The following is a 22,626-nucleotide window of genomic DNA, read 5'->3' as shown; positions in this document are numbered from 1 at the left end:
CGACCGTGGTCGAATCTCTCGACCGCCGAGCGAGAGAGGGACGTGGCATGGACGTGCAGGTCGTACACACGCTGGACTGGAAGACCCTCGAAGTCCACCCGATGTTCGCGGGCGGGTTCCAGGTGGTGATCCGAGGCGAAACGCCGTGGCCGATGCGCGTGGTGCTGGAGCCGTTGCCGATCGGGATTGTCCCGGAGGACTACTACGGCGTGAAGCTTGTCGGCTACGACGAGGGCCCCGTGCACTCTGACGTCGTCACGCCCTTCGAGGTCGAAAAGGATCTGGCCGAACTGCCCCATGGCCTCGTCGGCGTAGTGATCATAGGCGCGACAATGCGTGCATATATCCCGCCAAAGGCCGCTAGACCGCCGCGCTGACCACGCGGTCGCGCCCGGCCGCTTTGGCCTCGTAGAGGGCCGTGTCCGCGCGGGCGACCAGCTCGTCCGCGGACTCCGCGCCGTCCCAGGTCGCGATCCCGATCGAGCACGTCTCAGCGCCCGGGACCGCGTCGCGCAGCTGCTCGGCGACCTGCAAGGCGTTGAGGCCGTCGCAGGCCGGCAGCAGGACCACGAACTCCTCGCCGCCGTAGCGGGCCAGGACGTCGGTCGTGCGCAGGCGCTCGCCCCACGCGGCAGCCGCGCCGCGCAGCAGGCGGTCGCCCGCCGGGTGGCCGTGAGCGTCGTTGTAGGCCTTGAAGCGATCGAGGTCGAGCATCGCCAGCGACAGCGGCTCGCCGGTGCGACGGGCGCGCGCCAATTCGCGCGGCAGCTCGTGGTCCCAGGTGCGGCGGTTGGCCACGCCGGTCAGCTGGTCGGTCCGCGCCTGCTCGTCCAGCCGCGCGAGCAGGTCAGACAGCGCCAGCGCCGTGCCCGCCTCGCCGGCCAGCAGGCGCATCAGCGCGCCGACGCCGCCGGCGTCCTTGGCGCGCAGCTCGCGCGTGGCAACGACCAGCACGCCCGCGACGACGCCGTCGCGCATGACCGGCTCGTAGTGCGCCGAGCGCAGGCCCGAGCGCCGCTGGGCGTCGTGGACGCGCTGCTCGTCGAGGAAGTCGGAGACGAAGCGGCCACGGCCCGCCCGGAAGACGTCGATCGAGACCGCCTCCTCGTTGTCCATGTCCAACCGCAGGCCGGGCTCGACCAGGCCGCCGGCCTCCGCGGTCACCTGCAGATGGCCGGGGCCGTCGGGCTCGACCAGCAGCACGGAGTCGGCCCGCGCGAGGTCCCGGATCGCGCGCACCAGCGTCGGGCGCGTGTCGGCAGGATCGTCCGAGCGGCCGAGCAGCTTGCTCAGCTCGGCGACCGCCGCGAGGTTCGTCGCCTGGACCGTGATGCGCTCCTCCGCGCGTCGGCGCTGCACGAACTGGCCGACCGCGGCGGCGACGTCGGCGAGCAGGTCGAGCGTCGCGGACTCGTGCGTGCGCGGCTGCCCGCAGGCGAGCTCGACCACGCCGAGCGTCTCGCCGCGGCTGACGATCGGGACGGCGACCAGCGTGCGCAGCCCGCACTGCGCGGCGGCGTTGGCGCGACGGGGATCCAGCGCGACGTCGGGCGAGTGGTCGGCGCGCTCGACCCAGACCGGCGCGCCCGCGCGGCGGACGACGTCCAGCAGGCCACCGGCGCCGTGCGGCTCGGGGGCGTCGGTGAGCGCCAGGTAGGGCCCGGCGGCCAGCGCGTTGTGGTGCCAGGTCTCGGCGCAGGCCAGCGAGCCGTCGCGGGCGTCGGTCAGCCAGACCGCGCCCAGGCCCCAACCGAGCTGCTCGATGACGCCGCGCAGCGCGCCGGCCAGACCGGCCTCCAGCGAGCCGGCACCGGCCAGCGCCTCGCCGACAGCGTGCAGCGCGGCGACGCGACGCTCGACCTGCGCGCGGTGGACGGTCGCGGCGGCAAGGCCGGCGAGCAGCTCCAGCGTGCTGGCGTCGCGCTCGGAGAACGCGCCGGCGTGGCCGGAGTAGACCTTCAACACGGCGACCGTCGTGCCGCGGTGGCGCAGCGCGACGCAGATCATCGAGCGCACGCCGATGCGCCGGCAGGCCTCGCGGTCGACGCGCGCGTCGGTCTCGGTGTCGTGGCAGACCGCGGTCTCGCCCGTGGCCAGGACGGCGCCCGCCAGGCTGCCGTGGATCGGCACGCGCACGCCGAGGTGCTCGAGGCCGGCGCCGTCGGCGGCGCGGTAGACCATGTCGTCGCCGTCGGGCAGCTCGACGACCGCGCCGTCGGCGCCGACGATCGTGCGCGCCTCGCGGGCGACGAGATCGAGCGTGGGGCCCAGCTCCCCGGCGCCCTCGGCGATCGCGCTCTGGGCGGCGACGACGCGTGCGCCGCGGGCGGTCTCGTCCCGGGCCAGCGACTCCAACAACTTGCGCGCCGAGATGTCGCGCATGATCGCGATGACCCGACGGCCACCACCGTCGTCGACGTGCGCGAGCGACAGCTCGAGGTCGAACTCCCGGCCGGCGCGCGTGAGGCCGTGCAGCTCCAGCGGCGCGTCGACGCCGAGCGTCGGCACGGCGCCGCCCGCGGCCAGGCGCCGGATCCCGGCGCGATGGCCTTCGCGGTAGCGCTCGGGCATCAGCAACGTGACCGGGCGGCCGAGGACCTCGGCGGCGGTCCAGCCAAACAGGCGCTCGGCAGCGGGGTTGAAGAGCGTGATGAGGCCGTCGGCGTCGGCACCGACGATCGCGTCGTGGGCGGTGTCGGTGACCGAGCGGGCCTGGGCCTCGCTGTGGCGCAGGCGCTCCTCGGCGGCGCGGCGGCGGGCGTCGGCGAAGTCCAGCGCGCGAGCGAGGCGGTAGACGACGACGGTCGCGACGACGACCAGCGCGGACGCGTAGGCCCAGTCGGCCGTCCGCCCGGAGAACGTGCCGAGGTGGATCAGCCCGGAGCGCGCGCCGTCCAGCGCGATCGGCAACGCGACCGCGAAGGGCACCATGCGGCGGGCGATCAGGCCACCGAGGCCGTCTGAGACGAAGATCCGGGCGACGCCGCGCGTGGGATGGGCGAGCAGGACCGCGGCGGACGCGGCGATCAGCGCGATCGCCCCCGGCGGCGAGGTCCGCAGCGCGCCACCCCACTCGGTAAACGCGGTGACGCCGCTGGCGTGGCCGGCCAGCGACACGACGCCGACCACCAGCGGGGCCAGGCCGAGCAGCGTCGGAGAGCGGCGGCGGTCGCGCTCCAGGGCGAGCCCGAGGCCGATCAACGCCACGCACATCGTCAGCGACAGGCGGCCGGGGTGGCCGGCCGAGCCGTGCGACGGCAGCGCGAAGAGGAGCGCGTCGACGTGGAGGTTGACGTCGAGGATCCACTCGGCGGCAACGGCGCCCGACAGCACGGTGGCGAACGTCCCGGCGGCGCGGGCGGCCAGACGCAGGCGGCGGTTGCGCGGCGGGCGGGCGTGGCAGAGCAGGGCGGGACCGAAGAGCGCGAGCGCGAGGGCGGCGTTCGGCGACATCCGCGGGGAATGCGGCAGCAGCCGCGAGACGCCTTCGATACCGGTGGCCCAGCCGAAGAGCGTGATCGTGCCGATGGCGGTCACCAGCAACGCGGACCACCACGCGAGGCGGCGCGCGGTCGCAGCAAGGGTGTCGGCGGGGCGGGAGGGCATCCGGAAGGCTCCTGTCCCGGTTCAACGACCGTTGCGGCGCCGGGGCGATGTCCGATGGCCATCCGTTGGGTCTGGCGCCACAGAAGTGGGGTCCCCCTAGCGGGGGAGGCCCCGGCGGTCCCGGTCCTCGTGGGGCCAGGGTCTCGCGCGCTGCGCCTCCTACGGTGGGGACATGACGATCGACACCGGCCGCCTCGGCCTCGGCTGCATGGGGATGAGCGCGTTCTACACCGGCGACCGCGATGACGACGAGTCGATCGCGACGATCCACCGCGCGCTGGAGCTGGGCGTGACGATGCTCGACACGTCCGACATGTACGGGCCGCACACCAACGAGGAGCTGGTCGGCCGCGCGATCGCCGGGCGTCGCGACGAGGTCTTCCTGGCCACCAAGTTCGGGATCGTGCTCGACCCGTCCGATCCGACGGCGCGCGGCGTGAACGGCCGCCCCGAGTACGTCCGCGCGTCCGTCGAGGGCTCGCTGCGGCGGCTCGGCGTCGAGACGATCGACCTCTACTACCAGCACCGCGTCGACCCCGACGTGCCGATCGAGGAGACGGTCGGGGCGATGAAGGAGCTCGTCGACGCGGGCAAGGTCCGGTCGTTGGGGCTGAGCGAGGCCGGGCCGGAGACGATCCGCCGGGCGCATGCGGTCCACCCCATCGCCGCCGTGCAGACGGAGTACTCGCTCTGGTCGCGTGACGTCGAGGAGTCCGTGTTGCCCGTGCTCCGAGATCTCGGGATCACGTTGGTGGCCTACTCGCCGCTGGGGCGCGGCTTCCTGACCGGCGCGTTCAAGTCGATCGACGACCTGCCGGAGGACGACTACCGGCGCACGAACCCGCGCTTCAGCGCGGAGAACTTCACCAAGAACCTGGAGTTGGTCGCAGTGGTCGAGTCGCTGGCCGCGTCCAAGGGCGTCACGCCGGCGCAGCTGGCGCTGGCGTGGGTCCTGGCGCAGTGGGACGGCATCGTCGCCATCCCGGGCACCAAGCGCCGCTCGCGCCTGGAGGAGAACCTCGGCGCTCTCGACGTCGAGCTGACCGACGCCGACCTCGCCACCATCGCCTCCTCGCTGCCGGAGCCCGCCGGTGGGCGCTACGGCGAGGAGATGCTGCGGTTGCTGCGCAGCAGCTAGCGTCGCCGGGGTGACCACCGCCGCCGCGCCGCCCTCCTTCGCCGAAGTCCCCGCGGTCGTCGCCCGCGAGCTGCGCGACGGGCGACGGCGCGTGGCGGTGGTCTTCCTCGACGCGTTCGGGTGGACGTTCGCCGAGCGCCACGCCCAGCACCCGCTCTTGGCCAAGCTCGCCCGCGACGGCGTCCTGGCGCCGATGGCCTCGCAGTTCCCCTCGACGACCGTCGCGCACGTGACGACGATGCACACCGGCCTGCCCGTCGAGGCCCACGGGCTCTACGAGTGGCAGATCTACGAGCCATCGGTCGATCGCGTCATCCGCCCGTTCGTGGACAAGGACCTCGCCGACGTCGACGTCCGCTTGCTCCTGCCCGAGGGCCCGTCGTTCCACCATCGCCTCGCGACCCTCGGCGTCCCGTCGCGCATCTGGCATCCCTTCCCCGCGTCGAAGTACGACGACGTCGCGCTGCGCGGCACGACGCGCGCGCAGTTCGGCGAGCTGGCCGACGGCCTGGGGGCGGTGACCGAAGCCCTCGCGGACGCCGATCGCCTCTACACGTACCTCTACTGGGACCGCATCGACGCGACCGGCCACGTCTTCGGCCCTTCGTCGCCGGAGTTCGACGACATCGCCCTGCGCTCCCTGGACGCCGTCTACGCCGCCTTCTTTGGGCCGCAGGCGCCGCGGCTGGAGAACACGACGCTGATCCTCACCGCCGACCACGGCCAGATCGACGTGTCGCCGCAGACGATCCTCGACGTCGACCAGCTCGTGCCCGACCTCGCCGACCGCCTGACCGCCGCGCCCGCCGGCTCACCCCGCGACCTCTTCCTCCACGTCGCACCGGATGACGTCGACCGCACCATCGCCGACCTCTCCTCCGCGCTGGGCTCCCGCGCCACCGTCCACGCGTCGCGCGACCTCTTCCCCATCGCCGGCCCCCGCCTCCTCGCCCGCCTGGCGCCGATCTGCATCCTGCCGTCGGGCAACCACACCACCTGGCTCGCAACCCACTACGGCCACTCCCAGACCTTCCTCGGCCACCACGGCGGCCGCACGCCCGAAGAGGCCACGACGACCTTCGGCGCGATCGAGCTGGGCTAGCTCAACACCGGCCTCAAGAACGTCCGCTCATACCGCCGGACGCACCCGCTCTCCTCCCGGATCCGATCCGCCGCCACGAACTCCGGATCGCTCCCGAACCCTTCCCGATATCGCTCGTACTCCGCCAGGCTCGGGAACGTGAACAGCGCATACGCGACATCACTCGCGCCCTCCGACGGCAAGAAGTAGCCGTGATGCGTCCCACCGCTCTTGTTCACCAACCCGATCCACGCCCGACCGAACCGCTCGAACTCCTCGATCTTGCTCGGATCGATCTCGTAACGCAGGTGGCAGGTGACGGGCGGCATGAGGCCGATGCTAGGCGAGCATCCCTCGAAACCGGGCTCGAACCGCGAACAGCCTCCGCGCTCGTCGCCGAGTGGCGCCTGAACTCGCCACTCGGCGACGACCACGGAGGCCGTCGGTTAAGACATTTTTAGCGTGCTACGGCGACGGGGAACGGTCGGAAGCCAGGATGGCGTCCCGAATCGACCACCAGCATGTCGACGCGACAGCTTGCGCGCCAGCGCAATTCGCGGGCCAGCGAGGTCCATCCCGCGGGCACCACGATCAGCTCGGCGTCGTGCTCGCTGGCGACCGCGCACAATGCCGCGACCAGCCCGCAACGGCGCACGTGGCCGTTCACCGTCAACCCGGCGGCCGAAAGCGCTCCTTGCACGTCCGCCAGAACCGTGTCCACTTCCGCGCGCCGACCCAGCGTCCTTGCCAGCTCCTGCGCCCGTGCGCCGGGCGGCTCCCATGCCGCCACGACGTGAACCGTCCCACGACGCGCCTCGGCGACCGCGCCGGCGTACCAGGCGGCCGCTTCTGCGGCCGGGGAGCCGTCGGCGGGGACGACGATGTTTGAGGTCATGATGGCGGTCTCCAGCATTGCTTGCGCTCTTCCGTGCACCGTCCAGGCGTTCACTCCGACGGAACGGCGTTCATCGGGCCCACCGAACATCTGCACTAAACGGCTCAGCGGTTGTGCCTCCGTGTTCCTTCCACTACGGTCGCGGCCCTTATGGAAGGGACCAGCGCACGGCGAAAGGTCGCGATCCTGGGAGGCGGCGCTGGAAGCCTCGTCGCCGCCTTCGAGCTGACGGCGACGCCAGAGCTGCGCGCCACCTACGACGTCACCGTGCACCAGCTCGGCTGGCGCCTCGGCGGCAAGGGCGCCTCGGGCCGCCGCGACGTCAACAGCGCCCTGCGCATCGAGGAGCACGGCCTCCACGTCTGGTTCGGCTTTTACGAGAACGCCTTCGACGTCATGCGCCGCGTGTACGGGGAGCTCGACCGCCCCGCCGGCGCGGCCCTCAGAACCTGGCGCGACGCGTTTCACCCGACCAACGAGGTCGTCCTCCTCGACGACACCGACAAGGCCGGCCGCTGGATCCCGCGTCACTTCCACTTCCCGGACAACGACGGCGAGCCCGGCCTCCCGACCACCCCGCCGGACCTGCACCGGATGCTGCGCGAGGCGATCCACCAGCTCCGCCACGTCGAGCCGCCGGACCACACCGAGCTTCGCCTGCGGGCGCTCGACAAGTTCTTCGACGCCTTCCTCGCCGGCCTCGAGAAGCTGCTCGGCGCCGACGACGACTCCGACATGGCCGAGCTCCTGGAGCGCTTCCTGAAGTTCGCCAAGCCGATCCTGCACCTCGGCGACTCCGACGGCCACGGCCCCGAAGAGCCCCTGGTCTGCCGCTTCCTGAGGATCCTCACCGACGTCATCTGGGCGATCACCGACGGCGACCGCTACGCGATGACCTTCGACCTCACCACCACGGTCTTCCGCGGGATCCTCTCCGACCACCTCGACGACCGCTCGCTCGGTGGCTTCGCGCAGGTCAACGACCAGGAGTTCACGGCCTGGCTGGCCCGGCACGGCGCGCGCCCGGAGACGATCGAGGAGTCGCCGATCCTGCGCGCCTTCTACCAGCTGTGCTTCGCCTACGAGGACGGTAACCGCGACCGCCCCTCCGTCGCCGCGGGCAAGGCGCTGCAGGCGATGCTGCGCATGTGCCTCGGCTACCGCGGCTCGATCATGTGGAAGATGCAGGCCGGGATGGGCGACGCGATCTTCGCGCCGATCTACGAGGCCCTGAAGGCCCGCGGCGTGAAGTTCGAGTTCTTCTCCGAGGTCACCGAGATCGGGACCAACGACGACGGCACGCTCGTCGACGCGATCACCGTCCGCCAGCAGGCCGAGCTGGCCTCCGGCCTGACCGAGTACGACCCGCTGATCTACGACGTCGGCGGCCTCCCGTCCTGGCCTGCGGAGCCGATCTTCGAGCAGCTCGCCGCCCCCGACGACGTCCTGCGCGCCACGCGCTTTGAGGCCTGCGAGTCCGTCCCCGGCGCCACCACCCGCACGCTGCGCGTCGGCGAGGACTTCGACCTGGTCGTCTGCGGCATGTCGCTCGCCTCGCTGCCACCCGTCACGGAGCAGATCAAGGCCACCGACCCCAAGTTCGCCGGCGCCCTGCACCACGGCCGCACGGTCGCCACCCAGGCCTTCCAGGTCTGGATGCACCGCGATCCGGAGAAGCTCGGCGTCAAGCCGCTGGGCATGGTCTCCGGCGCCTTCGTCAAACCGCTGGACACGTTGTGCGACATGTCGCACCTGCTCCCGCGCGAGGGGTGGCCGCAAGACACCGCCGTGCACTCGATCGGCTACTTCTGCGGGACCATGCTCCAGCCCGAGCACGACACCCAAGAGGCCGCCGACGAGCGCGCCTACAACGAAGGCCTCCAACATCTCCGCGAGCACGCGTGCGTGCTCTGGCCCGGCGCCGAGCACGCCGACCAGAACGGGGACTTCGACTGGGAATTGTTGTATGACTACGACGATCGCGAGGGCCAAGAGCGCGGTCGCGCCCAGTACTGGCGGGCCAACATCTTCGGCAGCGAGCGCTACGTGATCACGCCGCCCGGCTCCGTCGAGCACCGCATCCGCCCCTCGGAGGCCAAGGCCACCAACTTGGCCTTCGCCGGCGACTGGACCCGCAACGGGGTCTGCGGCGGCTCGGTCGAGGCGGCGGTCACGTCCGGCAAGCTCGCGGCCCAACACCTGAGCGGCAGCCCTGCCGTCGTCCCCGGAACCGAAGGCTGGCTGGAAGAAGACTGATGAGCACCAACAACGAGCTTCCCGAGTACGTCGAGTACGGCGGCCTGGCGGTGGCGCCCGGCCCGTTGCAGTGCGACGACACCACGTTGTACGTCTTCGGCCTACAGGCCGACCACGCCAAGCTCGACGCGCTCTGCCAGAAGGTGTTCAACACGCCGACCGGCGGCGCCGTCGACTACCGCCCGCTCGGCGACCAGGTGATCGTGACCTTCGGCGTCGTCGGCGCGATCACCCCGACGCTCGAGCCGTGGCACTCGATGGGCTCCGTCCGCGAGCCACAGGTGGGGTTCTGGATCCCGGTCGTGCGGGTCAAGCACGACGACGGCAAGCTCGTCGGCCAGGACTTCGGGATGTTCTGCGCGGCCATGATGTTGGACAACCCGATCTCGCTGCTCAGCGGCCGGGAGGACTACGGCTACCCCAAGACCATGGGCTGGTCTGAGATGCCACCTGCGGATTCAAGCGCCTCTTTCACGCTCGACGTCTTCGGGATGAACTACGGGTCCGGCGAGGCGCCCGCGCGCCGCCGCCTCATGGAGCTCGCGCCGGTCGGCCCCGAGCTGAGCGAGGCCGAGCTGGCGATCGGCGACATCCACACGGTCGGCGAGTGGATCAAGGACGTGCTCTTCGACCAGCCGCAGGTCGATCTCGGCTTCCACTTCGCCTATGAGTTCGGCAAGGCGCTGCACGACCACAAGGTCAACCAGGTGTTCTTGAAGCAGATCCGCGCGACCGAGGACGGCCGCCGCGCCGACATCCAGCAGGTCGTCGTGGCGCCAGCGGTCACCAAGGACATCAAGGTGACCCAGATGCGCCACGACTACGACCTCGTCCTCCAGCACCTCGACAGCCATCCGCTCGAGGCCGAGCTCGGGATCGTGCCCCAGCAGCGCGTCACGCTCGCGCTGCGCATGCACTTCAACTTCCTCATCGAAGCGGGACAGGTGCGCTGGAGCGCACCTGGGACGACGAACGGCTGAGCCGGGCGAAGACCAGCGCCGCGCCCGCGACGAGCACCGCGGCGCCGACGTGCAGCGCCGCCTGGTAGCCGTCGACCAAGGACTGCGGGTCGGTCTGCGGCCCCAGCGCGCCGACGTGGTCGGCCAGCACCGAGCCGAGTACCGCGATGCCCAGCGCACCGCCGACCTCGCGGGCGGTGTCGTTGACCGCCGACGCGACGCCCTGCTTGTCCGCCGGCAGCGACGACACGATCGCGGCGGTCGCGGGCGGTGCGGCGAGCGCCATCCCGAGGCCGAGGACCAGGAAGCCGGCCAACGGCGTCCAAACCGAAGAGCCGGCGTTCATCGTGGCGGCGATCGTCAGCCCGCCGGCGATCAGCAGCAGGCCCGTCGGCCCGACCCAGCGCATCCCGACGCGCTGCACCAGCCGCGGCACGCGCGGAGCCACGACGATCATCCCGATGGCCGCGGGCGCCAGCACGCCGCCCGCCTCCAGCGGCGAGTAGCGCATGACGAACTGCAGGAACTGCAGCACGACGAAGATCGACCCGAACATCGCGAAGAACTGCACGAACACCGACAGCGACCCGGCCGCGAAGCCGCGCTGGGCGAACAGGCGCGGGTCGAGCATCGGCTCACGGGCGCGCAACTCGTAGGCGACGAACGCGCCCAGCAGGACGACGCCCCCGACGAACCCGCCCGCGACCGTCGCCGACGTCCACCCGCGCGTCGGGCCCTCGATGAACGCCCACACCACGGCGGCCAGGCCGAGCGCAGAGAGCACCGCGCCGCCGCCATCCAGCCGAGCCGGCTCCGGCGCGCTGGCGGGCACGAAGCGCAAGGTCATCAACAAACCGACCGTCGCGAGCACGACGTTCAGCGCGAAGACCGACGGCCAGTCGAACCACTCCAACAACACGCCGGACGCCAGGACGCCGAGCATCGCCGACCCGCCCGCGACGCCCGCCCACGCGCCGACCGCCTTGTCCCGCTCACCCTCGCCGAACGTCGCGGTGATGACCGACAGCGTCGTCGGCATGATCAGCGCCGCGCCGACGCCCATCACCGTGCGCACGGCGATCAACCCATTCGCGTCGCTCACGGTCGTGGCGACGAGCGCCGCACCACCGAAGATGATCAGACCGGCGACAAGCACCCGCCGGCGCCCGAGCCGATCGCCGAGTGCGCCCGCGGGCATCAGCAGCCCGGCGAAGACCAAGGCATAGGCGTCGACGATCCACTGCAGCTGGGTCGTCGTCGCGCCCGTCGCACGAGCGACGCCGGGGAGCGCGACGTTCAGCGAGGAGACGGCGCTCACCACGGCGGCGAGCGAGAGGCACATCGAGAGGAGGATCAGGCGCTGCGGGCGAGACATGGGGAGAGGCCTTCCGCGAGAGGATTTCAATGGCTGTTGAAATCGAGGATGACACGCCGCGCGCTAAAATTCAACAGGTGATGAATGAGGCCGATCCCCGCCCCTCCAAGCGCGGCCGTCGCGCCGGGGACAGCGGCGCGCGCGAGCAGATCCTGGCTGCGGCCCGCGAGCTGTTCGCCGAGCACGGCTTCGAAGGCACGACGCTGCGCGCGGTCGCCAAGCGCGCTGGTGTCGACGGCGCGCTGCCGAGCTACCACTTCGGTTCCAAGGGCGACCTCTTCGCCGCGACGCTCGAGCTCCCGGTCTCCCCCCGCGAGGCGCTCGCCGGCGTCCTCGCCGAGGCCGAGCACGACGAGATCGCGACCAAGCTCCTGACCACGCTCGTCGGCGTCTGGGACGTCGTCGGTGGCGGGCCTCTGGCCGCGCTGCTGCGCTCGGCCACCAGCCAGGACCAGCTCCTGCACGGCTTCGTGACCTCGGAGATCCTGCCGCTGCTGCGAACGGCGATGGACGGCGAGGACGTCGACCTGCGCGCCGCCGCCGCCGCCAGCCTCGTCATGGGCCTTGTTATGGCGCGATACGTCCTACGCATCGAGCCGCTGGCGTCGGCACCACCGGCCGAGGTCGTCGCGACCGTCGCGCCGTCGCTGCAGCGCTACTTCGGCTGAGCGCGCCGAGCTAGCGCTCGACGGTCACGCGCCAGGTGTCCGGCCCGGCCGGACCCGGCTGGTAGGCGCAGAAGACGCCGGTGCGCACGCTGGTCTCCAGGTGGTGGCCGAGACGCGCGTCGTGCTCGGCGATCGCCCGGACCGCGCCGCGGATGGCGCGCGTCACGTTGACCCGCGCCCGCTCCGCCGCGCTGCCCGCCTTGCGGTCGCGGCCGCCCAGCCCGACCGCGCGGGCCAGCTCCTGGCCGATGAACTCGAGCTCCTCGCGCAGGCCCGCGGCGCGCTCGACGTCGTGGAAGCGCTCGGCCTCATCGAGCTCCTCGCGCAGCTCGGTCACGCGCTCGCGGTATGCGGCCTTGGCGGAGGCGTCGAGCATCTCGCCCGCGTCACCGCCGCCGACGTCCACCGACACGTCCTCGCCACCGCCACCACCGGAGCGCCCGCGCGCAGCCGCGTCGACCGGACCGCTCACGAGGTCGATCGAGTGGATCTCGACGTCGGGCTGCTCCAACAGCGTCGCGAGGTACTGCAAGCCCTTGCGGTCCTTCAGGCGCACGGTCTCAGCGCCGGTGACCGTCCAGATCTCGCCCTCCAGCCGGAACGTCGCGCTCGGGGCGCCCGACGGCTCGGGCGGCGCCTCCGCGACCCGCGCGCCGTTGCCGGCCGGCGGCGTCCGCGCCGCACGCGCGCCGGGGTTCGGCATCACCGGAATCGGCAGCGCGCTCAGCGCCTTCTCGTAGCCGAGCAGTCCGGCGGCGCGCCGTGCCAGCGTGGCGCTCCCCAAGCGCTGCGCCGCGGACGCCGAGCGCTCGAGCAGCGCCCGGCCGCGCTCGCGGTCGCCCGGGCCGTCGCGAAGCAGCAGCAGCCGCGCCGTCGCCAGCTCGGTCCGCGCCACCCAGATCGGCGCGCGCAGCTCGGTGTTGAGGTCCGCCGCGCGCCGCAGGTGCTCCTCGGCCTCCGCGTAGCGCCCGATGACCGCCGCGGTCGCGCCGAGGTGGTGGTCGACGCAGCCCCACGCCGAGATCCCGGAGTAGACGACCTGGCCGCTGCACGGCTCAAGCAACCCGTACAACAGCTCGGCGGCCTCGCGCTCCTGCAGGTGCGCGGCGACCTCCGCGTAGATCGCCAGGCCCGGCAGCCACGTGACGTCCGGCGGCAGCTCGGAGAACCCGGTCGACGCCTCGTGGGCGAGGATCCGGCGCGCCTCGTCGTCCAGATCGCCCTCGCAGCAGGCCAGCGCCAGCACCGAGCGGAACGCCGGGATGCCCGGGTTGTCGGCCACGACCTGCGCGATCAGCGGCTGGAGCTCTGCCAGCCGGCCCTGCTCGTAGCGGATGTTCGTCAGCTGCGAGGTGAAGAACGACAGCGCGTCAGGCTGGGCGGAGAGCGTCGCGATCTGCAGCGCCTCGTGCGCGTGCTGCTCGGCCTCGGTCAGCGACCCGCCGATGATCTCCAGGTTGGCGTGGTCGTAGGTCGCCAGCCAGCGCATCGTCGGCTGGCCGAGCCGCTCGGCCAGCGCGGCCTCGTGCTCGACGTCGCGCCACGCGTCGGCCAACCGGCCCGCCTCGACCAGCGCCGCCGCGCGCCAGTGCACGGCGTGGAACTCCGCGACCGGATCGCCCGTGCGCCGCGCCGCCGCCACGTTCTCATCGCTGTTGGCCAGGCGCTCAGTCAGCGTCTCGGGCAGCCACAGCGTCACGAAGCGCAACGACAGGACGCGCGAAAGCGCCTCCGGATCGTCCAGCCGCCGCGCTAACGCGAGCGCGTCATCGCTCAGCGCTACCCGCCGGGCACGATCCGAGGGCGAGAACGACAACTCGGCCGCCAGCGTCGCGAGCAGCAGCGCGCGATCGGCGCTGTCGTCGGTTCCGACCGCCTCCAGGGCGTCCTCCAGCGCATGGAGGCGTTCGTCATCAACAACGCCGGACGCCGATACGAACCCGCGGGAGTTCGCGAGCACCGCGCGGATCAGGCCCGGGCCGTCCTTGCGCCGCCGCGCCAGCGCCGCGGCCTCCAGCAAGGTGGTGCGGAACTCCGGATCGCCCGACTGGCGCTGCGCGTCGCCCAACCCCACCAACAACGAGAAGCGGACCACGTCGTCGGCGGCCGCGAGCTGGTCGAAGAGGTCCAGGCCCTGGCGGTACCAGCGCACCGCGTCGTCCGGCGCGAGCTGGGCGACCGCGTGCTCGCCGGCCAGCTGCGTGTAGCGCAGCGCGCGCTGGAGGTCCGCCGGCTCGGCGTTGAGCCAGTGACGCGCCAGCTCGCCCACTCTCGTCGTCGGCTCCGTCCCGCAGATCTGCTCCAGCGCTTCGGCCGCGCGGCGATGCAGCCGCGCGCGCCGCGCCGGCCCGAGCGCCTCGTAGAGCGTCGTGACGATCAGCGCGTGCGCGAAGGCGTAGCGGTCGCCCGGATGGCGCGGGGCGATCACCAGCGCCGCGTCCGACGCGGCGTCGACCGCATCGGCGACCGCGTCCGGTCCGCCGTCGACCATCGCGCCGACCAGCTCCAGGTCGAACTCCTGACCGACGATCGCCGCGGCCGCCAGCGGATCGCGGACCGCGTCGCCCAGGCGCTGCAACCGCCGCTCCAAGACGTCGCGGACGCTGCCGGGCATCTGCGCCGTGGCGAGGTCGTCGCCGTGGTGGCGCAGCATCTCGGTGACGAAGAACGCGTTGCCGGACGTGCGGCGCTGCAGCGTGCGCGCGGCGTCCATGCTCGCCGAGTCCAGCGCGTGTCCGGTCGCCTCGCGCGCCAGCTCGGCGACCTCCGCCGCGTCCAGGCCGGTGAGGTCGGTGCGCGTGACGTCGGGCTCGCGGTGCAGGTCGGCCAGCAGCTTGGCCAGCGGGTGGTCGTCGTCGAGCTCGGTCGAGCGGAACGTCGCGATGATCGTCAGCCGCAGCCGCAGGTCGGACGCCACCAGGTGGCGCAAGAGCAGGAGCGTCGGCGTGTCGGCCCACTGGACGTCGTCGAGGAACAGGACGACCGGCCGCTGGGACTGCTCGGCCTCCAGCAGCCCTGCCACCGCGCTGAACAGCAGGTAGCGCTCGGTGTCGTTGTCGACGCCGCGCGGCGCGGGCGCGTCGGCCACGCGCTTGCCCAGTGCGGGCACCATGCGGCACAGCTCGCCGCCGTGCTCGGCGACGTGGCGGGCCAGGACCGCGTCGGCCGCGTGGTCGACCAGGTGCGACAGCGCCTCCACAAACGGCTGGTAGGGCATCCGCAGGTCCTCGTCGCAGCGGCCCTGCAAGACCGTGGACCCGCGCGAGTGCGCGGCGACCGCCAACTCGCGGGCCAGGCGGGACTTGCCGATGCCGGGCTCGCCGCCGAGCAGGATCACCTGCCGGCCGCCGTGCGCGGCGCGCGCGACCAGCGGCTCTAGGCGACGACGCTCCTCGGTGCGGCCGACGTAGTGCTCGGGCCGCGCGACCTCCAGGCGCGTCGGCAGCGGCACGACCGGCTCGGGCAGCGGCTCCCAGCGGATCTCGGCCGCGGCGTCAGGCCCGCCGAGGCGGCGCGGCTTCTCCAGGTCCAGGTCGGCGTGCGCGCGCAACCGCTCCCACAGCGGCGCGTCGACGAGGATCTGCCCGGCGCCAGCCAGCGCGCACAGGCGATCGTCGCGCCCGGGCTCCAGCGCGGCGGCGATCCGCAGCACGCCCGAGACCGTCGCCGTGCGGTTGTCGGCCTCGATCCGCTGTTGCAGCTCGATCGCGCACAGCGCCGCCGCGTGCGCCTCAGTGAACACGACACGCAGCGCGTCGCCGTCCTGGCGCACGTCGGAGACCGCGTCGAAGGTGGCGACGACGGCCTGCAACAGCGCCATTTGGCGCGCCCGAGCCTCAGCCCCGCCCGCGAGGGCGGCGCTCAGCTGGATCGTGTTGTGCAGCTCTGGGTGGTCTGCTGGGTCTCCCATGCCCCCGGCTCCGTGACAGGCCGTCCGACGCCCGCATCATGACGAAGCCGAGGGGCATGAGAGTGATACGGCGCGGAATGTCCGGAGGAGGCGTCCATCCCGGGGTCCGTCCTTGAACCGTCGGAGCGCGTCATCCCCGGCGCGCTCCGGTGCCGCTTTCTGTCGTCCTACGCCCCTCAGGCGTGACGTCGCGTGGAACGCCGTTCAGCTAGGACGAACGGTTGAGACAGCCGGGTGAACGAACCGGGAGGGCGGGCCAGTAACAGGCCGCCGACCCGCAACCGCTAGGTTGTGACCTATGCCCATGGTCCCGATGGTGATCGAGCGCACCGCCCGCGGCGAGCGCGAATACGACATCTACTCGCGTCTGCTCAACGAGCGCATCATCTTCCTCGGCACGGCGGTGGACGACCAGGTCGCCAACCTGGTCGTCGCCCAGCTCCTGCACTTGGAGTCCGCCGATCCCGACAAGGACATCTCGATCTACATCAACTCGCCCGGCGGGTCGATCTACGCGGGCCTGGCGATCTACGACACGATGAACTTCATCAAGCCGGACGTGTCGACGATGTGCGTCGGGATCGCGATGTCGATGGGCTCGCTGCTGCTGATGGGCGGCGCGAAGGGCAAGCGCTTCTCGCTGCCGAACTCGCGGATCCTGATCCACCAGCCGTCGTCAGGCTTCGAAGGCCAGTCGACGGACATCGAGATCCACGCCCGCGAGATCATCAAGACGCGCGCCCGGATCGACGAGATCTACGCCCACCACACCGGGCAGCCGATCGAGAAGGTCCACACCGACATGGAGCGTGACCGCTTCTTCAAGCCCGATGAGGCCGTCGAGTACGGCCTGATCGACCGCGTCATCGAGCACCACTAGAGGTCGGCGCCGAGGGCCTCGCGCAGTCCGGCGCGGCCCTCGTCGGTCACCCGCAGCACGCGGCCCTTCGGGTCCGGGCGGGTGACCCAGCGACGCTCGGTCAGGTGATCGAGCAGCGCCGCGCCGAGCGCACCGCCGATGTGCGGGCGGCGCTCGGACCAGTCGACGCAGGCGCGCGCCGTGGAGCGTTTGGCGCCGAGGATCGCCTCGACGTCGAGGCCGAACGCGCGCAGCCGCTGCGTCCCGTCCGGCGTGATCGCGAAGCCGCCATCGCCCAGCATCAGGACGTTGGCCGCCACGAGGGCGTCGGCCAGCGCGACGCCGGCCTGCCCGGCGAGGTGGTCGTAACAGGAGCGCGCCGCGCGCAGGGCCTCGCCGTGGTGCCACGCGCGCAGCGTCGTGGGCTTGCGGTCGGGCGCGATCGCAGCCAGCGCCTCAAGCGCCCGGCCCACGTCCGGGCCGGCCAGCCGGACCTCGCGCCGACGCCCGACGCGCTCGCAGACGACCAGGCCGCCGCGCTCGAGGCGATCGAGGTGCTCGGTCGCCGTCGACGGCGCGACCCCGGCCGCGACCGCCAGCTCGCGCGCGCTGTGCCGGCCACCCGACAGCAGCGCGCCGAGCATCGCGGCGCGCGACGGGTCGGCGATCAGCGCGGCGGTCCCGGCGAGGTCGACGTCCATGCACCGCAGGCTACGCCCGCGACGCTTCGGTCAGGGCCGAAGCGTCAGCCCGCCTGCGCCGCGCACGCTGCCGGCCGCGCGTGGGCCTTCAGCGTCTTCTCGAACGCCACCGGGCGGGCGGTCATCACGCCGTCCACGCACCAGTCGACGAGCTTAGTCCAGGTCGCGGGTGACTCGCCGTCGTCGCTTAGCCAGGTGTGCCAGGCGTAGCCGTCGCGGTGCGCGTGAGCGACGTTGTCGGCGGTCGTGATGTTGAGCGTCTGGCCGTTGAGCTCGTAGGTGATCGGGAGCTGGAAGGCGACGACGCCCTCGCCCGGCGTCTTGCCGCCCAGCAGCCAGTCGGCGGTGCCGCCGATGCCGGGCGCGACCGGGATCGCGGGCGCCAGCTCGTGGAAGCGGTTGACCGCCTCCTGCTTGAACGACACGACGATCAGGTCGCGACGAGGCGAGGACTTCAACAACGCGGCGAGCACCTCGGCGTTCTTGATGTACTCCGCGACCGCCTCGGCCTTCGTGCGGCCCTTGATCTCGATGTTGATCGGGGTCTTCGGGAACGCCTTGAGCACGGCCTTCAGCGTGGTCACCCGGAAGTCGCTGGCCTTGTAGCCCTTAGGCGCCTTCTTCTTGCCCGTCGCCACGCCGCGGAAGCTGTAGGCCTTGGCCTTCAGCCCGTGCTTGTAGGCGTCGTCGGCCGCGTGGAACCAGTAGGCGCCGTCGAGCTTCTGGATCTGCTTGAGCGAGTGCGACGCGATCGTGCCCGTGCCGTTGGAGACCCGGTTCAGCGTCGTGTCGTGCATGACGACGACCTGGTCGTCCTCCGTGACTCCTACGTCGAGCTCCAGCATGTCGGCGCCCGCCTCCAGCGACTTCTTGAAGGCGTACATCGTGTTGGAGGGGAACTCGTCCTCACCGCCCTGGTGGGCGATGTTCAAGGGCTTGGACTCGATCCAGGGGTTGGTTGCCGCCCACGCGGCGCCCGCGGGCACCAAGAGCGACAACATCACGGCGATCGGGACAGCGACGCGATGGGACATCTCGTCGCAGTCTGTCACAGGATCGGGATCAGCAGGACTCGTAGCCGGGCAGGCCGACCGGCGGCGCAGAGACGACCGCGGCGATCGCCTTGCGGTCCTGGGACCGCGGCGGCTTGGACGCCTCGTCGGCGACCACCTGGGTCTGCCGTCGCAGCGCCAGCAGCAGCTGGCTGTGGCGATCCAGCCACGCGCCAGGCACGTGGAGCGTCGCGATCATCCCGTCGCGCCGGCTCAGCAGCTCGTACATGCCCTCGGCGCCGTAGGTGGACGCCATCGGCGCCAGCGCGGCGTGCGCCTGCGTGCAGATGTCGTTGACCTGCGAGCGGTAAGAGCCGGGCAGCGTGCCCTTGGCGGCCATCGAGCAGACGATCAGCGTCGGAACCAGCCAGACGACCGGATAGACGATCGCGCCCGCGAACAGCGGTCGCGCCGGGATCGGGTGCTTGCGCGAGTCGACCACCGCGGTGCCCGCGGCGTAGTCGCCCAGCCGGCGGCGCTGCTTGTTGATCATGATCGAGATTGCCGCGATCAGGCCGATCTCGAAGATCCCGATGACGCCGCGGGTGGCCGCCTGGCGCGGCGTCGGCAGGCCGCCGTCAGCGAGGTTCGCGACGCGCAGCCCCACCAGGCGCTTGCCGAGCGTCGCGCCCGTCGTCACCTCGAACAGGTGGTTGTAGATCAGCAGCAGGCACTGAAAGAGCGCGAATTCGCCGAGCTCGTCGCCCCAGCCGCGGCTGATGATCTTCGCGGTGAGGAAGACCATGACCCAGTCGACGAGGCGCGCGACGACGCGGCGGCTGTCGAGCAGCCGCCGGTTCTCGGTGCGCATGTTGCTCGTGGGGGCGACGTCGGTCCTGACGAACGCCGACGGGGCCTGCTCGACCCATCCTGGAGGTGGCACGGACACGCTCGGTTCATCGGCGCGTCAGCGCTCCCCTTGAGCGCTGAGGTCTGCTGTCTGATGTCAGGCGATCGAGTGCTCGATCGCGCCCAGGCCGGCGATCTCGATCCGGACGCGATCGCCACCGCCGAGGAATCGCGGCGGGTCCATCGCCTGGCCGACGCCGGGCGGCGTGCCGGTGAGGATCAGGTCGCCGGGCGCCAGCGTGATCGCCTCGCCCAAGAAGTCCACGACCGCTTGCACGCCGAAGATCAGATCCGCCGTCGAGGAGTCCTGGCGCAACTCGCCGTTGACCCAGGTCTTCAGCGCCAGCGCCCCCGAATCGGCGACCTCATCGGCGGTCGTGATCCACGGACCCCACGGGCATGAGTTGTCAAAGCCCTTGGCGCGCGTCCACTGGCGCTCGCGCTTCTGGAGGTCGCGGGCGCTGAGGTCGTCGGCGACCGCGTAGCCGGCGACCGCGCCGCCCGCGCCGATGACCACCGCCAGCTCGCCCTCGTAGTCCAGGCGCCGCACAACCGCCGGGATTGCGACGTCGTCATTGGGCGGGACCGACGAGGTCGGCAGCTTCATGAAGACGATCGGCGCCTCGGGCACCTGCTGGCCGGTCTCGGCGGCGTGCGCGGCGTAGTTGAGGCCGATGCCGAAGATCGCGCGCGGCTGCGGGACGGGCGCCAGCAGGCGCACATCGGCCAAGTTGTAGGACTCACCGTCGGCGGGCGCGCGGTCGCCCGAGGCGAGGCGATCGAGCACCGTGGAGCCGTCGGCGAAAGCGACGACGACGTCGTCCCGCACCTCCCCGGCCTGCGGCGTGTCGGATCCGGCAGCGACGAACGTGGCGAGCTTCATGGGCCCGCCGGACCCTACTTATCCGGGGTTGCTCACGCCGCTCTGCGGGCGATCGGGGCGATGGCCGGACCAGGGGCGCCCCACCGTGCCGCGGCGCGCGTGCGCGCCGACCACGCGGCCTTGGTGAGGAAGCGGTCGAGCTCCGCCGCGCGCTCGCGCTGCGGGTGGTGGCCCATGCCGTCCCAGACCTCGACGCGCGCCTGTGGGTAGACGCGTTGGAGCGTGGCGGCGTGGGCAGGCGGGACGAGCGCGTCGCGCGCGCCCCAGACTGCGGCGACCGGGCCTTCGAAGGCGAACGGCGGCGCCGGGTCCTGCGCGTCGCGGCCCGCGGCGGCGACCGCCTCGACGGCCATCCGTGCGCCGCGTCCAGAGCGCAAGGCGCCGCGCGACAGCCGCGCGACCAGATCGGCCGACGGCAGCCGCCGGTGGGCGACGAGCGTCGAGTAGGCCGCGGTGACGACCAGCGGGTTGACGAGGCCGAGCGGGAGCGCCGCCTGCAAGCCGTGGCGCACACCGGGCAGCGACGCCAGCTCGGCGAGGCGGATCGGACCGAAGCCCACGGGCGCGAGCAGGGCGAGCGCGTCGACCGCGGAGGAGCGCTGGGCCAACGCGGCCGCGACGCCGCCGCCAAGCGAGTGCCCGACGACCGTCGCGTGCGCGATCTCCATGCGCCCCAGCGCCTCGGCGACGTCCTGGGCGTAGGCGGCCAGCGTCGCGTCCCGCGGCGCCGACGAGCCGCCGAAGCCAGGGAGGTCGACGGCCACGCATGGGCTCGTCGCCCGCGCCATCACACCGGCCCAGCCGGTCGCGTCGTCGAGCAGGCCGTGGAGGAGCACCACCGGGCGGCCGCGTCCGGGCGTACGCCGCACCCGCAGGTGGCGGCCATCGGCCAGGGGAACGTCGATCGCATCGCGTGGCGGCATCAGGATCTCTCCTCTCGCCACGGTCATCGACCGAACCGGTCACATCACACACCCCTCGACCGGGGGACGCGCGCGAGGCGTCGCGTCGGGGACGCGCCACGCGCGTCCCCGGGCACCTCGCTCGCGGTGGAGCTAGGAGGTGCGTGCCGCGCGGCGTGCGCGGCGGCGCTGGGCCGCTGCGGCGCGGCGGCGGTCGGCCGGGCTGGCCGTCGCTTCGGTCTCCTCGCGACGCTTCGCCCACTTGTCGCGCTCTTCGTCGCTCATCTTGCGGATCGTCAGATCCCCGGTAGAGACCTGGTCCTTGATGCGGTCCAGCTTCGCCTCACGCGCGGCCGCATCTCGCTCTCGCTGCGTCTTCGCCATACCTACATGGTACCCGGCCGAAAGCCGGGTTAGTGCCAATGGTCGCTAACCTGCGTCGAGGCTACATCTTGGCTCAAGTTCAGAGCGTCGTGGCCGATCACTCGGAGGAGATGAGCTGGTGGACACGACCCACCCGCCCCGACGACGAAGAGCGCGTGCGCATCGTGGTCCCGCGGGTGACATCGGTCGAAGCCGTCGTCGTACGCGCCGTCCAGGGCGCCGCCGAGCTCGCGCTGACCGACACGTCCGACGTCCCGCTGCGCTTCCTGCACCGCCGCCGCGCGACGATCGTCCCGCTGGCCGGCGACGACCGCGTCGACGGGCGGCTGCTCGCCGTCCCAGGTCCGCAGGGGCGCGTCCGCGACGACCTGCTGCACTTCTTGCAGGCGGTCGTCCCGCTGGCGCCGCCGCGCTCGGACCCGCAGCGCCGCGATGCTACGCGCATCGACCTCGTCCGGCCGGTCGCGATGATCCCGGACGGCTTCAAGGTCGGTTGGCTGAACGGCTTCACGCGCAACGTGTCCGCCGGCGGTGTGCTGGTCGCGGGCGCCGACGCGCTCGGCCCCGGCGACCGTCTGCGCCTGCGCTTCGAGCTCGACAGCGAGGACGACCTGATCGACCTCCTCGCCCGCGTCGTGCGCGCCGACGACGCCTGGGGCCTGCGCGGCCTGCGGCTGGAACGGCTGACCGACCGCGAGCGCGAGCGGCTGGTCAAGTTCGTCTTCGCGCGCCAGCGCCGGGCGCTGTCCGAGCTGCGCTCGCGCTCCGCCTAGGACCGCTCGCGCGTCTCCTCGGTCTCGCGCTCGCGCACGAAGCGGCGATGCTCGTCGGCGAGGTCGTCGTCGGCGAGCCCGTCCTCGTGCAGCGCAGCGCGCGACTCGTGCAGCTCGGCCTCGGCACGCTGGGCGCGAGCCTCGCGCTCGGCGCGCTCGGCGTCGGCGAGGCGCTCCTGGGCGACCTCGCGATGAGCGCCGGCAACCTGCTCGCGGCGACGTGAGATCTCGCGTTCCCGCTTCTGACCGCGCATGCGCGGCAGCACGAACGCGAGCAGCGCGAGGACGATGACCGCGATCACGACGATCGCGACGATGGCACCGGTGGACATTGA

The 22,626-nt window shown here is 72.3% G+C and carries 20 protein-coding genes; 8 read left to right on the top strand and 12 right to left on the bottom strand.

Annotated features, from left to right (window positions below; translation table 11 throughout):
- The first annotated feature begins 47 nt into the window (after nucleotides 1–47).
- The gene (locus ACT01A_RS18905; RefSeq protein WP_445148646.1) at nucleotides 48–377 is read left to right on the top strand and encodes a hypothetical protein; all 330 of its coding nucleotides are present in this window, start codon (nucleotides 48–50) and stop codon (nucleotides 375–377) included.
- Here ACT01A_RS18905 and ACT01A_RS18900 read toward each other — a convergent pair.
- Nucleotides 361–3,606, bottom strand: a complete 3,246-nt coding sequence (locus tag ACT01A_RS18900; protein ID WP_445148645.1) for a diguanylate cyclase — start codon at nucleotides 3,604–3,606, stop codon at nucleotides 361–363. The two genes, ACT01A_RS18905 and ACT01A_RS18900, sit on opposite strands and share 17 nt — an antisense overlap.
- Nucleotides 3,607–3,778: 172 nt before the next feature.
- Here ACT01A_RS18900 and ACT01A_RS18895 point away from each other — a divergent pair, with 172 nt between their 5' ends.
- Together ACT01A_RS18895 and ACT01A_RS18890 are read left to right on the top strand one after the other, a co-directional pair.
- Nucleotides 3,779–4,744: an aldo/keto reductase gene (locus ACT01A_RS18895; protein ID WP_445148644.1), complete on the top strand. Its 966-nt coding sequence runs from the start codon at nucleotides 3,779–3,781 to the stop codon at nucleotides 4,742–4,744.
- Between the two features lie 10 nt (nucleotides 4,745–4,754).
- On the top strand, nucleotides 4,755–5,846 hold the full coding sequence (locus tag ACT01A_RS18890; RefSeq protein WP_445148643.1) for an alkaline phosphatase family protein: 1,092 nt from the start codon (nucleotides 4,755–4,757) through the stop codon (nucleotides 5,844–5,846).
- Here the strand turns inward: ACT01A_RS18890 and ACT01A_RS18885 are convergent.
- Entirely contained in the window at nucleotides 5,843–6,154 is a 312-nt protein-coding gene (locus ACT01A_RS18885; protein WP_445152848.1) for an NIPSNAP family protein, read from the bottom strand. The genes ACT01A_RS18890 and ACT01A_RS18885 overlap by 4 nt on opposite strands.
- 128 nt (nucleotides 6,155–6,282) lie before the next feature.
- Entirely contained in the window at nucleotides 6,283–6,738 is a 456-nt protein-coding gene (locus ACT01A_RS18880; RefSeq protein WP_445148642.1) for a universal stress protein, read from the bottom strand.
- A 132-nt stretch (nucleotides 6,739–6,870) separates the two neighbouring features.
- On the opposite strand from ACT01A_RS18880, the gene ACT01A_RS18875 reads away from it, so the two are divergent.
- Nucleotides 6,871–8,976 (top strand): FAD-dependent oxidoreductase, encoded by a 2,106-nt coding sequence (locus ACT01A_RS18875; RefSeq protein ID WP_445148641.1) that lies wholly within the window; start codon nucleotides 6,871–6,873, stop codon nucleotides 8,974–8,976.
- On the top strand, nucleotides 8,976–9,956 hold the full coding sequence (locus tag ACT01A_RS18870; protein WP_445148640.1) for a hypothetical protein: 981 nt from the start codon (nucleotides 8,976–8,978) through the stop codon (nucleotides 9,954–9,956). The genes ACT01A_RS18875 and ACT01A_RS18870 overlap by 1 nt, the downstream gene beginning before the upstream one ends.
- On the opposite strand, the gene ACT01A_RS18865 is transcribed toward ACT01A_RS18870, so the two are convergent.
- Nucleotides 9,904–11,310 carry an MFS transporter gene (locus tag ACT01A_RS18865; RefSeq protein ID WP_445148639.1) on the bottom strand — a complete coding sequence of 469 codons (1,407 nt, stop codon included), beginning with the start codon at nucleotides 11,308–11,310 and terminating at the stop codon, nucleotides 9,904–9,906. The genes ACT01A_RS18870 and ACT01A_RS18865 overlap by 53 nt on opposite strands.
- An 80-nt stretch (nucleotides 11,311–11,390) precedes the next feature.
- On the opposite strand from ACT01A_RS18865, the gene ACT01A_RS18860 reads away from it, so the two are divergent.
- Nucleotides 11,391–11,978 carry a TetR/AcrR family transcriptional regulator gene (locus ACT01A_RS18860; RefSeq protein WP_445148638.1) on the top strand — a complete coding sequence of 196 codons (588 nt, stop codon included), beginning with the start codon at nucleotides 11,391–11,393 and terminating at the stop codon, nucleotides 11,976–11,978.
- Nucleotides 11,979–11,988: 10 nt separating this feature from the next.
- Here ACT01A_RS18860 and ACT01A_RS18855 read toward each other — a convergent pair whose 3' ends face one another.
- Complete coding sequence (locus ACT01A_RS18855) at nucleotides 11,989–15,888, bottom strand: ATP-binding protein (protein ID WP_445148637.1); 3,900 nt, start codon at nucleotides 15,886–15,888, stop codon at nucleotides 11,989–11,991.
- Between the two features lie 298 nt (nucleotides 15,889–16,186).
- Here ACT01A_RS18855 and clpP point away from each other — a divergent pair, with 298 nt between their 5' ends.
- Nucleotides 16,187–16,768 (top strand): ATP-dependent Clp endopeptidase proteolytic subunit ClpP, encoded by a 582-nt coding sequence (gene clpP, locus ACT01A_RS18850; protein ID WP_445148636.1) that lies wholly within the window; start codon nucleotides 16,187–16,189, stop codon nucleotides 16,766–16,768.
- On the opposite strand, the gene ACT01A_RS18845 is transcribed toward clpP, so the two are convergent.
- The 6 genes from ACT01A_RS18845 to ACT01A_RS18820 all read right to left on the bottom strand — a co-directional run bounded on the left by ACT01A_RS18845 (nucleotide 16,765) and on the right by ACT01A_RS18820 (nucleotide 21,518).
- On the bottom strand, nucleotides 16,765–17,448 hold the full coding sequence (locus ACT01A_RS18845; protein WP_445148635.1) for an ArsR/SmtB family transcription factor: 684 nt from the start codon (nucleotides 17,446–17,448) through the stop codon (nucleotides 16,765–16,767). The genes clpP and ACT01A_RS18845 overlap by 4 nt on opposite strands.
- A gap of 44 nt (nucleotides 17,449–17,492) precedes the next feature.
- Nucleotides 17,493–18,482: a glycerophosphodiester phosphodiesterase family protein gene (locus ACT01A_RS18840; RefSeq protein ID WP_445148634.1), complete on the bottom strand. Its 990-nt coding sequence runs from the start codon at nucleotides 18,480–18,482 to the stop codon at nucleotides 17,493–17,495.
- Between the two features lie 28 nt (nucleotides 18,483–18,510).
- Entirely contained in the window at nucleotides 18,511–19,389 is an 879-nt protein-coding gene (locus ACT01A_RS18835) for an RDD family protein (RefSeq protein ID WP_445148633.1), read from the bottom strand.
- A gap of 57 nt (nucleotides 19,390–19,446) precedes the next feature.
- Complete coding sequence (locus ACT01A_RS18830; RefSeq protein WP_445148632.1) at nucleotides 19,447–20,232, bottom strand: fumarylacetoacetate hydrolase family protein; 786 nt, start codon at nucleotides 20,230–20,232, stop codon at nucleotides 19,447–19,449.
- 32 nt (nucleotides 20,233–20,264) lie between these two features.
- Nucleotides 20,265–21,155, bottom strand: a complete 891-nt coding sequence (locus ACT01A_RS18825; RefSeq protein ID WP_445148631.1) for an alpha/beta fold hydrolase — start codon at nucleotides 21,153–21,155, stop codon at nucleotides 20,265–20,267.
- A gap of 132 nt (nucleotides 21,156–21,287) precedes the next feature.
- On the bottom strand, nucleotides 21,288–21,518 hold the full coding sequence (locus tag ACT01A_RS18820) for a hypothetical protein (RefSeq protein WP_445148630.1): 231 nt from the start codon (nucleotides 21,516–21,518) through the stop codon (nucleotides 21,288–21,290).
- Nucleotides 21,519–21,607: 89 nt separating this feature from the next.
- Between ACT01A_RS18820 and ACT01A_RS18815 the strand changes: the two genes are divergently transcribed.
- Nucleotides 21,608–22,291 (top strand): PilZ domain-containing protein, encoded by a 684-nt coding sequence (locus ACT01A_RS18815; RefSeq protein ID WP_445148629.1) that lies wholly within the window; start codon nucleotides 21,608–21,610, stop codon nucleotides 22,289–22,291.
- On the opposite strand, the gene ACT01A_RS18810 is transcribed toward ACT01A_RS18815, so the two are convergent.
- Entirely contained in the window at nucleotides 22,288–22,623 is a 336-nt protein-coding gene (locus tag ACT01A_RS18810) for a hypothetical protein (RefSeq protein WP_445148628.1), read from the bottom strand. The genes ACT01A_RS18815 and ACT01A_RS18810 overlap by 4 nt on opposite strands.
- Between the last annotated feature and the right edge of the window lie 3 nt (nucleotides 22,624–22,626).

Source organism: Baekduia sp. Peel2402 (assembly GCF_052567285.1).
This window is presented reverse-complemented; position numbering and strand designations above follow the sequence as displayed.